The 10,339-nt window shown below is 61.7% G+C and carries 9 protein-coding genes; 5 read left to right on the forward strand and 4 right to left on the reverse strand.

All coding sequences use genetic code 11. From position 1 onward, the window contains the following. Positions 1–322 precede the first annotated feature (322 nt). Genes sixA through P3C29_RS32330 form a run of 3 tightly spaced genes read right to left on the reverse strand, consistent with a single transcriptional unit; the run spans position 323 to position 2,152 of the window. Positions 323–772, reverse strand: coding sequence for a phosphohistidine phosphatase SixA (gene sixA / locus P3C29_RS32320; protein WP_010166312.1), 450 nt, complete (start codon positions 770–772; stop codon positions 323–325). After that, positions 769–1,116, reverse strand: coding sequence for a DUF4389 domain-containing protein (locus tag P3C29_RS32325; RefSeq protein WP_003210547.1), 348 nt, complete (start codon positions 1,114–1,116; stop codon positions 769–771). Before P3C29_RS32325 ends, sixA begins: the two co-directional genes overlap by 4 nt. Before the next feature lie 10 nt (positions 1,117–1,126). After that, positions 1,127–2,152: an NAD(P)H-dependent glycerol-3-phosphate dehydrogenase gene (locus P3C29_RS32330; RefSeq protein WP_169385910.1), complete on the reverse strand. Its 1,026-nt coding sequence runs from the start codon at positions 2,150–2,152 to the stop codon at positions 1,127–1,129. Positions 2,153–2,347: 195 nt separating this feature from the next. On the opposite strand from P3C29_RS32330, the gene P3C29_RS32335 reads away from it, so the two are divergent. The 5 genes from P3C29_RS32335 (at position 2,348) to fabB (ending at position 9,308) form a co-directional block, all read left to right on the forward strand. Beyond that, positions 2,348–4,480, forward strand: a complete 2,133-nt coding sequence (locus P3C29_RS32335) for a TonB-dependent receptor (RefSeq protein ID WP_336604753.1) — start codon at positions 2,348–2,350, stop codon at positions 4,478–4,480. Position 4,481: 1 nt separating this feature from the next. Next, positions 4,482–5,414, forward strand: coding sequence for an ABC transporter substrate binding protein (locus P3C29_RS32340; RefSeq protein ID WP_275966442.1), 933 nt, complete (start codon positions 4,482–4,484; stop codon positions 5,412–5,414). Then, positions 5,411–7,312, forward strand: coding sequence for an ATP-binding protein (locus P3C29_RS32345; protein WP_010166304.1), 1,902 nt, complete (start codon positions 5,411–5,413; stop codon positions 7,310–7,312). The genes P3C29_RS32340 and P3C29_RS32345 overlap by 4 nt, the downstream gene beginning before the upstream one ends. A 248-nt stretch (positions 7,313–7,560) precedes the next feature. Continuing rightward, entirely contained in the window at positions 7,561–8,076 is a 516-nt protein-coding gene (gene fabA / locus P3C29_RS32350) for a 3-hydroxyacyl-[acyl-carrier-protein] dehydratase FabA (protein WP_003210552.1), read from the forward strand. Between the two features lie 11 nt (positions 8,077–8,087). Continuing rightward, positions 8,088–9,308, forward strand: coding sequence for a beta-ketoacyl-ACP synthase I (fabB, locus tag P3C29_RS32355; RefSeq protein WP_010166296.1), 1,221 nt, complete (start codon positions 8,088–8,090; stop codon positions 9,306–9,308). An 845-nt stretch (positions 9,309–10,153) separates the two neighbouring features. On the opposite strand, the gene P3C29_RS32360 is transcribed toward fabB, so the two are convergent. Further along, positions 10,154–10,339, reverse strand: a 186-nt coding sequence (locus tag P3C29_RS32360; protein WP_275966443.1) for a hypothetical protein, incomplete at its 5' end; no start/stop codon positions are given.

Genomic DNA, 10,339 nt, shown 5'->3' on the forward strand with positions numbered 1-10,339 from the left:
CTCAAGCCGGCCTGTAGGCCGCTGTGCTCTTGCTTTTGATCTTGATCTGACTGCCCCAATAAGCCCGAGGCCGAACGCAGGGATTGAGGAGCGGGTAAACCGGCAGGACGCCGGTTTAGCCGCGACGGGGCAGGGACGCCCCGTCGCGGCGGCCCGCGGAGCAATGCCGGAGTGAGGGAACACCGAGCCTAGGCGAGGTGCCGACAGGCGGGGCAGAGCCCTTTGCTTACTTTGGGGCTTTTCCAAAGTGAGCCGCTGTAAGAGCGGAACCAATAGCAGCCGTTACCGCAGCAACGGATATGCACTCAATCCCAATCCCCACCTAAGGATTCCGAACCCCCAAAAGGCTCATCAACCCCGCCAGCGGAAAATCCCCCTCCAGCTCAGCCAGACTCGCCGTACTCATAGGCTGCGGCTGCCGCAAATGCCCATGCTGCAAATAACTGATCAGCCCGCCCACAAACGGCTGATGGCTAACCAGCAACACATCATCGTCATTGTCGAGATGCTTGAGCACCTCCAGCGGATTACTCTCAGGCGTCAACCAGGGCACCGTCCGAATCTCCGGCTCAAACCCCAACGCCTCACGCACCAACTGCGCCGTCTGCTGCGCCCGCACATACGGGCTCGCAATAATCGCCCGAATCGGCTGTCCGATCAGATGCCCCGCACTGCGCAACACCTCTTCGCGCCCATGGGCCGTCAAATTACGCTCGGCATCCGTGCGCGCATGCCCCTCGGCTTCACCGTGACGCAATACCCACACCTTCATAGTTTCGGTTCCTCATCACGGGCAGGATGCGGCGCGGGCGGCACGCTGTGAGCAGCCTCACCTTCAGGCGCACGGGGCGTCGGCCAATCAGCAAACGGCCAAGGCTTCTGGTCACTGTGAAAACTGCCAAACCGCCCAATCTGCGCCAAAAACTGACTCAGGCTGTCACCAAAATTCATCAGCCCAAGGTTAGGCGCGCCGTACACCAGCCGGTAAACCAGTTGCACCACCACCAGAGCGCCCAGCAGAAACTGCGCCACTTGCCACACCAGGGCAAACACCAGCATCCACAGGACACGCAGGCCGATGGATTCGTACTTGGGTGCTGCTTTCGGATCGTTCATCGCGCGTTCCTCAGTTGAAACCACTGGTGGAAATAAAGTCGACATCGGTCTTCGGCTCGGCCCGCATCAGCAACTCGATGACCTGGTTCAAGGTGCGCCCTTCAAACAGGATCGCGTGCAAACCCGCGACCAGCGGCATGTATACCCCGACTTCGTGGGCCTTGGCCTTTAACACCTTCAGGGTGTTGACGCCTTCGGCGACTTCCCCCAGCCGGGTGACGGCATCTTCCAGGCTGAGGCCCTGGCCGAGGGCAAAACCGACTTGATAGTTGCGGCTTTTCGGTGACGAGCAGGTGACAATCAGGTCGCCCACACCCGCCAGACCGAGGAAGGTCATCGGGTTGGCGCCCTGGTTGACCGCAAACCGCGTCATCTCGGCCAAGGCGCGAGTGATCAACATGCTCTTGGTGTTTTCGCCCATGCCCAGCGCAACGGCCATGCCAGCGATGATCGCGTAGACATTTTTCAACGCCCCGCCCAACTCGACGCCGAAGCGGTCGGCACTGGCGTACACGCGGAAGGTGCGACCGTGCAGCACTTCCTGCACCCGCTCGCAGAGTGCTTCGTCTTCGCTGGCGATCACGGTGGCGGTCAGTGCATGCTCAGCCACTTCCCGCGCCAGGTTCGGGCCGGACAACACGCCAATACGCGCCTCGGGGGCGATCTCTTCAAGGATTTCACTCATCAACTTGAAGGTATGCGCCTCGATGCCCTTGGTCAGGCTGACCAGCAACTTGCCCGCCAACCGCTCGGCGTGGGGCGCAAGCACCGAACGCAAGGCACTGGACGGCAGCGCGACGAAGCACAGGTCGCACTCGGTCAGCGTCGCCAGCAAATCGGTGACCGGCTCGACGGCCGGGAGAATCTTGATGCCTTTAAGGTAACGGGGGTTTTCCCGGTTGACCCGAATGGCCTCGGCTTGCTCGGGGTCACGCATCCATTGACGCACCCGGTGACCATTTTCAGCCAGCAGATTTGCCACGGCGGTACCAAAACTTCCGCCTCCCAGGACCGCAATAGGGCGCTGTTCAGTCATATGCAATCCGTTAATCCATAGCAGTGGCGATGGCCGCATTATACGGAGCGACCCGCCTGCGGCCAGCCCCCGCGTCAATTCAAACGCTCGTCGGAAAATGCGACATTTAAGCGAAGTAATTACAGGGGCGACGACTGGCAAAAGGCCCCACCTCAGTTAACATGGGCGGCTATCCGTAATTATCAAGGCCGTGCCGTGTATTTGGGCCCTCCTCCTCGCTCATCCCTTTTGCTGACGCTGTTGTGCATGCCGTTGTGCAGTGCTCCGCTGCTGGCCGACGATCTGTTCCTCGACAGCCAACCGCTGCCGCAGGTGCTGACCGCTACCCGGCTCAAGCAATCGGCCGCGGCCGTGCCCGGCAGCATGACGGTGATCGACAGCGAGCTGATCAAGGCCAGCGGCGCGCGGGACATCCCCGAACTGCTGCGCCTGGTGCCCGGGATGATGGTCGGCTACACCACCGGCAACCAGGCCGCCGTGAATTACCACGGCACCCAGGCGGGCGACGCCCGGCGCATGCAGGTGCTGATCGATGGTCGCTCGGTGTACCGCGCGGGCCTGGCGACGGTGGACTGGAGTGATATCCCGGTAGCCCTGGAAGACATCGACCGCATCGAGGTCTTCCGCGGCCCCAACACCGTCAGCTACGGCGCCAACGCGCTGATGGCCGTCGTCAACATCCTCACCCGGTCGCCGGCCAACAGCCACGGCACCCGGATGAAACTTACCCAGGGCGGCCGCGGGATCAACGACTGGTACGCCAGCCAGGGCATGGGCTGGGAAACCGGCGACCTGCGCCTGTCGCTGTCCGGGCAACAGGACGATGGCTTTGACAGCGACCGCGTCGGTGCCGACCGCCGCGACAGTCGCCGCCTGAGCCGCTTCAGCCTGGCCGTGAGCCAGACACTGAACGCGCAACAAAGCATCGACTGGCAACTGGACGCCAAGGAAGGCACCAACCAACGCCCGTACACCTACCAACCGGTGTTCGACGGGATTACCGAAGGCGGTACCAATTCCGACGTCAGCGCCAAGGACTATGCTGGCTCCCTGCGCTGGAATTTCGACTTCAATCCCGATCACAGCCTGTATATCCAGGGTTCGGCCCAGCAGTGGGATCGCCGGCAGATCTGGCGCGCCTGCGACGCCAAGGTCTCGTTCAGCCCGGAGTTGACCCAGCTGTGGCAGCTCAATCCCAACTATGCCGAGAAACTGGCGCGGCATATGGATGCGTTCAGCAAGGGTTCGGCGCCTCCCGGCAGTGCCGCCGAACAGGCATTGGGCAATCAGGTACTGGATCAATGGCGTAATGGCGCGAACCAGAGCGTCTGCGGCAACATCGACCAAAGCACCAAGGAAAGCCGCTACGACCTGGAGCTGCAAGACACCCTCAGCCTGTCCGACAGCCTGCGCCTAGTCAGCGGCATGAACTACCGCTACGACCGCGCCGACTCCGACACCTACTTCAACGGCACTATCGACGACACCACCTGGCGCCTGTTCGGCCACCTGGAATGGCGCGCCAGCGAACACTGGCTGCTGCAGGGCGGTGCGATGTACGAAGACACCCACCTGAGCGGCAACTCGCTGACGCCCCGGGTGGCCGTCAACTACCTGATCAACCCGCGCCACGGCCTGCGCGCGGTGTACTCCGAGGCCATCCGCTCGCCGGACATGTTCGAGAACAACGTCAACTGGAGCTACCGCGTCACCAACCTCAGCTCGCCGACCTACGGCCAGAACTCCGGTCAATACTTCGTGGTGACCCGTGGCCCGGGCAACCTCGACAAAGAGCTGATGCGCTCCCGGGAGCTGGGCTACAACGGCTTTTTTGCCGACATCGGGCTGAACGTGGACGTGAAGCTGTTCTACGACGAAATCAGCGACATGGTCAGCGAGCCGCTGCGCAACAACCAGTACATCGCCAGCAACTCCAACAGCTCGCGTTTTACCGGCACCGAAACCCAGCTTGACTGGCACATGAGCACCGCCGACCGGCTGCGTGTCACCTATGCTTATGTGGATGCCAGCGCCACCAACCCGCTGGACAAACAGCAAACCGCCCGCAACAGCGGCTCGGCCGGCTGGATGCGTGAATGGGGCCATGGCTGGTCGAGCGCGGTGTTCTACTATGGCGACGACGCGCTCAACCAATATCGCTTCGAACGGGTCGACCTGCGAGTGGCCAAGCGCATTGCCCTGGGCAAAGCCAACGTGGAGCTGGCCGGCATGTTGCAGCAACGGCTCGACAATCAGCCCACCACCTGGCCCGACAATAACTATGACCAGCGCCACGTGCTCTACTTCAGCGCGGAGTTAGAGTTCTAGCATGAACCGCGCCCCGTCACGGATGACCCTCTCCTTTACCGCCCCACTCTGGCGGCGCTGTGTGCTGCTCGGGATTTTATTGTTTGCCGCCCCGGCATGGGCGGCGGACATCCTGCTGACCGCCGAAGAAGACGGCCCGGGGGTACAAACCTTCGTGCAGGCCCTGGCCCAAGAGCGCCCCGAAGACCGCGTGACGTTCACCCCGCTCAAAGACCTCCCCACCCCCGCGCACTTGCCGCCCAGCACCCGTCTGATCCTGCTGGACCTGCCCAGCCTCGACTGGCGCCTGCAAGACACCCAGGGCCCGCCGACCCTGGTGCTGCGCATCAGCCGCCTGCAAGCCCGCCAGCGCCTGGGGGACAGCGTGCCACCGAAGATCAGCCTGTTGTGGAGCGATCCGCCGCTGGACCGCCAACTGCGCCTGATCACCGGCATCCTGCCCCAGGCCCGGCGCATCGGCGTGCTCTACGGCATCGACAGCGAATTCCTGCTGCGTGAGCTGCGCCAATACGCGGCGCCCATGGGCCTGGAGATCGTGCCCCAGCTCTGGGACAACATTAATGACAGTCGTCCGCTGCAAAGCCTGTTCAAGAGCAGCGACGTGCTACTGGGGCTGGATGATCCCCAGCTGTACAACCCGAAAACCGCAAAAAACCTGCTGCTCAGCAGCTACGCCAGGCAATTGCCACTGGTCGGGCCCAACGCCGGGTTCGTCAAGGCCGGCAGCCTGGCCAGTACCTATAGCGACCAGGCCGACTGGCTGAAAGTGCTCGACCGGCTGCTGGACCATACCCCGTCCGGCTGGCCGCGCTCGTTGTACCCGGACCGTTTCAAAGTCGTGGGCAACCCACAGGTTGCGCGCTCACTGGGGATCGAACAGGTGGACGAAACCAACGTCGCCGCCCGCCTGGCCGAAGGAGAAAAACGCCCATGACCTTTCGTCGCCGTTGGGACATCAACACCCGAACCCAGCTCATTACCCTGGGCCCGGCACTCCTGCTGACGCTGTTGCTGATCAGCTTCTTTACCTTCGTGCGGATCCAGGATTTGCGCCAGGAGCTGGACCACACCGGCCAATTGATCGCCAACCAACTGGCGCCGGCCACCGAATACGGGGTGATTTCCGGCAACAACGACGTGCTCGAAAGCCTGTTGCGCGCCACCTTGGCCACGCCACATGTGCGCTTCCTGGAGATTCAGGACAGCTCGGAAAATATCCTGGTGTACGTCGAGCAACCGTCGGAAAAGCACGATCGTTCGCTGTCGGTGAAAGTGTTCCAGGCGCCGATCCGCCTGCAGCATATCCAACTGGGCAACGACTTCTTCCAGGACAGCACCGCCGAGCCCAAGGCGCCCCGCGCAGACTACCTGGGGCGGGTGATTGTCGGCATGTCCAACGATGCGTTCAGCCAGCGCCAGCAGGAAATCCTGTTCAAGGCCGGGATTCTCGCGCTGTTCGCCCTGCTGTTTACCTTCCTGCTGGCCCGGCGCCTGGCGGCCAGCCTGTCGCAGCCGATCAGCGCCATGGGCAATGCGGTCAAGGCGATCCAGCAGGGTGACTACCAGACGCCACTGCCCATCGTCGACGATTCGGAGTTGGGCGACCTGTCGCGCCACATCAATAACCTGGCCGACGGCTTGAACCAGGCCAGCCGCGAACAGCACCAGGCCATGGCCCAACTGATCCAGACCCGCGAAGAAGCCGAGCGGGCGAACAATGCCAAGTCGGACTTCCTGGCAATGATGAGCCATGAACTGCGCACGCCGATGAACGGGGTGCTGGGCATGCTGCAACTGCTGGAAACCACCGACATGACCGAGGAGCAGACCGAGTACGCGGCGCTGGCTTCGGAGTCCACCGAACACCTGCTGAAAGTGATCAACGACATCCTCGACTTCTCGCGCATCGAGCGCGCCGCCCTGGAACTTGAGCACATTCCGTTCGACCTGGTGGAGCTGATCAGCAGTTGCGCCCAGGCCTTCCAGCATGCGGCCCAGCAACGCGGGCTGGTGCTTGACGTGCCAATCCCCACGGGCCTGGACTCGCTGCAAGTGCAAGGCGACCCGACCCGCATCCGGCAGATTCTGGTGAACCTGATCGGCAATGCCCTCAAGTTTACCGAGCACGGCACCGTCACCGTCGAACCCCACTGGCAAACGCTGGACCATGAATTGCTATGGTTCACCTGCACCGTGCGCGACAGCGGGATTGGCATTTCGGCCGAGCGCCTGGAACTGATGTTCGATGCGTTCCAGCAAGCCGACAGTTCCATTTCAAGACGTTACGGCGGCACAGGACTTGGCTTGCCTATCGCGCGCACCCTGGCTGAACGCATGGGCGGCACGCTGCGCGCCCAGAGTGAAGAAGGCCAGGGCTCGGTGTTCACCCTGGAAATCCCCCTGGCGATCTACCAGCAGAGCCTGCCGGTGCTCGCGCCAAACGCCGAAGGCAATGCCAGCGCGGGTGAAGGGCGCAACGTATTACTGGTGGAAGACAACCCGGTCAATCGCACCGTGGTCGAAGCCATGCTGCGCAGCCTGGGGTTCGAGGTGAGCATCGCCACCGACGGCGCCGAGGCGATCCGCAGTGCCGAGAGCCTGATTTTTACCGCGATCCTGATGGATTGCCGGCTGCCGGGCATCGATGGCTATGAGGCCACCCGGCAGATTCGTCAGTTGCCCGGCTGCGCCGACCTGCCGATCATTGCCCTCACCGCCAACGCCTTGCAGGGCGACCGCGAAGCCTGCCTTGCGGCCGGAATGAACGATTACCTGGCAAAGCCGTTCAAACGCACGGATTTGCAGCAAATCCTACAACGATGGGTGCAGTAACACGGTGCCATCAGCCAACTGCGACTGGCGTGAAAGACGAAAGTGCGGCAGTCTTAGGCACCCGAACGGGCCCGTAAACCGGCCCGGTTTATAATTTCAGTGCACAAGTGTACATTCATGACCTTGACGCTGTGACTTTCACTACAACGCAATAGTCTATGTGTAGGCTGCCGATATGAGGCATGAACGCTTCAGTCGGCCGGGAAGATTTGCCCTGCCCTGCCGCATGGGATTATTGAGGAGCTCGCATGACCAAACAAAACGCCTTTACTCGGGAAGACCTGCTGCGCTGCAGTCGCGGTGAGCTGTTCGGCCCAGGTAACGCGCAACTGCCCGCCCCGAACATGCTGATGGTGGATCGCATCACCCATATCAGCGAAGAGGGTGGCAAGTACGGCAAAGGTGAATTGGTCGCCGAGCTGGATATCACCCCTGACCTGTGGTTTTTCGCCTGCCATTTCGAAGGCGATCCGGTGATGCCGGGCTGCCTGGGCCTCGACGCCATGTGGCAGCTGGTTGGCTTCTACCTCGGCTGGCAAGGCCTGCCGGGCCGCGGTCGCGCCCTGGGTTCGGGCGAAGTGAAGTTCTTTGGCCAGGTCTTGCCGACCGCCAAGAAAGTCACCTACAACATTCAAATCAAGCGCGTCCTCAAGGGCAAGCTGAACCTGGCCATTGCCGATGGTTCGGTGACTGTCGACGGTCGCGAGATTTATACTGCCGAAGGCCTTCGGGTCGGCGTATTCACTTCCACTGACAACTTTTAAGGGTTATCCGCATGCGCCGCGTCGTTATCACTGGTCTGGGCATCGTTTCGTGCCTGGGCAATGACAAAGAGACCGTCTCCGCTAACCTGCGTGCAAGTCGCCCTGGCATCCGCTTCAACCCGGAATATGCCGAAATGGGTCTGCGTAGCCAGGTTTCCGGCTCCATCGACCTGCCCCTCGAAGAACTGATCGATCGCAAGATCTATCGCTTCGTCGGCCACGCAGCCGCTTACGCCTACCTGGCCATGAAGGACGCAATCACCGATTCCGGCCTGAGCGAAGACCAGGTGTCCAACGTGCGCACCGGCCTGATCGCCGGTTCCGGTGGCGCGTCGACCTTGAACCAGATGGAAGCGCTGGACATCCTGCGCGAGAAAGGCGTCAAGCGTGTCGGCCCGTACCGCGTCACGCGGACCATGGGCAGCACCGTTTCCGCCTGCCTGGCCACGCCATTCAAGATCAAGGGCGTGAACTACTCGATCTCCTCCGCCTGCGCCACCAGTGCTCACTGCATCGGTACTGCGGTAGAGCAGATCCAGCTGGGCAAGCAAGACATCGTGTTTGCTGGCGGCGGTGAAGAGGAACATTGGAGCCAGTCGTTCCTGTTCGACGCCATGGGCGCCCTGTCGACCCAGTACAACGAAACCCCGGAAAAAGCCTCCCGTGCCTACGACGCCAAGCGTGACGGTTTCGTCATCGCCGGCGGTGGCGGCATGGTGGTGGTCGAGGAGCTGGAACACGCCCTGGCCCGTGGTGCGAAGATCTACGCGGAAATCGTCGGCTACGGCGCCACTTCCGACGGCTACGACATGGTTGCGCCAAGCGGCGAAGGCGCCATCCGCTGCATGCAGATGGCCATGGCTACCGTTGATACCCCGATCGACTACCTGAACACCCACGGTACTTCGACTCCGGTCGGCGACTCCAAGGAAATGGAAGGCGTGCGTGCGGTATTCGGCGACAAGGCACCGGCGATCAGCTCTACCAAGAGCCTGTCGGGTCACTCCCTGGGCGCCGCCGGCGTTCACGAAGCGATCTACTGCCTGCTGATGATGGAAGGTAACTTCATGGCAGGTTCTGCCAACATCGAGGAACTGGACCCGGAAGTGGCTGACATGCCGATCCTGACCAAGACCCGTGAAGATGCAAGCATCAACACTGTGATGAGCAACAGCTTCGGCTTTGGTGGCACTAACGCTACCCTGGTGCTGAAACGCTGGCAGGGCAAGTAAGCCCGCAGCTTGATCACCTGAAAACGCCCCGACTGGTTCGGGGCGTTTTTTTTTGCGCCCTGAAAAGCACCGGGAGTGCAGGAGGGTTGGGGGCATATCCGTTGCTGCGGTCAGGGCTGCTATGGGTTCCGCCCTTACGGCGGGTCACTTTTGAAAGGAGCCCAAAAGTAACCAAAAGGCTCTTGCCCCACCACTCGGCACCTCGCCTAGGCTCGGTGTGCCCTCTCTCCGGTACTACTGCGCGGGCCGCCGCGACGGGGCGTCCCTGCCCCGTCGCGGCTAAACCGGCGTCCTGCCGGTTTACCCGCTCCGTACTACCTGCGTTCGGCCAGCGTGGTTTAACGGGGCGCCTAAGATCAAGATCAAAAGCAGATCAACAGCACAGCGGCCTACAGGCCGGCTTGAGTGGTGTGAAGCAAAGGCAACATCAAGATCAAGATCAAAATCTAAAGCGGGACACGGTCAAATGTGGGAGCTGGCTTGCCTGCGATGGCATCGCCTCGGTGTACCTGAGAGACCGAGTTATCTGCATCGCAGGCAAGCCAGCTCCCACAGAAAAGCAGAGCTGCATCAGTTTCAGATTTGGCTTTCGCTCTGGCTTTTGATCTGGCTTCTACCACTCAAGCCGGCCTGTAGGCCGCTGTGCTTTTGCTTTTGATCTTGATCTGACTGCCCCAATAAGCCCGAGGCCGAACGCAGGTGGTGCGGAGCGGGTAAACCGGCAGGACGCCGGTTTAGCCGCGACGGGGCAGGGACGCCCCGTCGCGGCGGCCCGCGGAGCAATGCCGGAGTGAGGGAACACCGAGCCTTAGCGAGGTGCCGACAGGCGGGGCAGAGCCCTTTGGTTACTTTGGGGCTTTTTGTACGGACCGGACACATGGTTGACGGGTGTGCGGGGACATGGTGGACACTTTTCGGCGAGCTAACTTCGCCGGAAAACCATCATGCCCTGGAATACGAGAGACGCCATGAGCCTGAAAAAAGAGTTCGTTGCCTTTGCCCGGCAGCCCGGCAGCAATAAACGAGAACTG

This window comes from Pseudomonas sp. 1912-s, from assembly GCF_029269205.1.
Taxonomy (GTDB): Bacteria; Pseudomonadota; Gammaproteobacteria; order Pseudomonadales; family Pseudomonadaceae; genus Aquipseudomonas.

What these genes read in the sequence shown, in the direction of transcription:
- sixA (WP_010166312.1), bottom strand. Translation starts at nt 772, where the DNA reads ATGAAGGTGTGGGTATTGCGTCACGGTGAAGCCGAGGGGCATGCGCGC.
- P3C29_RS32325 (WP_003210547.1), bottom strand. Translation starts at nt 1,116, where the DNA reads ATGAACGATCCGAAAGCAGCACCCAAGTACGAATCCATCGGCCTGCGT.
- P3C29_RS32330 (WP_169385910.1), bottom strand. Translation starts at nt 2,152, where the DNA reads ATGACTGAACAGCGCCCTATTGCGGTCCTGGGAGGCGGAAGTTTTGGT.
- P3C29_RS32340 (WP_275966442.1), top strand. Translation starts at nt 4,482, where the DNA reads ATGAACCGCGCCCCGTCACGGATGACCCTCTCCTTTACCGCCCCACTC.
- P3C29_RS32345 (WP_010166304.1), top strand. Translation starts at nt 5,411, where the DNA reads ATGACCTTTCGTCGCCGTTGGGACATCAACACCCGAACCCAGCTCATT.
- fabA (WP_003210552.1), top strand. Translation starts at nt 7,561, where the DNA reads ATGACCAAACAAAACGCCTTTACTCGGGAAGACCTGCTGCGCTGCAGT.
- fabB (WP_010166296.1), top strand. Translation starts at nt 8,088, where the DNA reads ATGCGCCGCGTCGTTATCACTGGTCTGGGCATCGTTTCGTGCCTGGGC.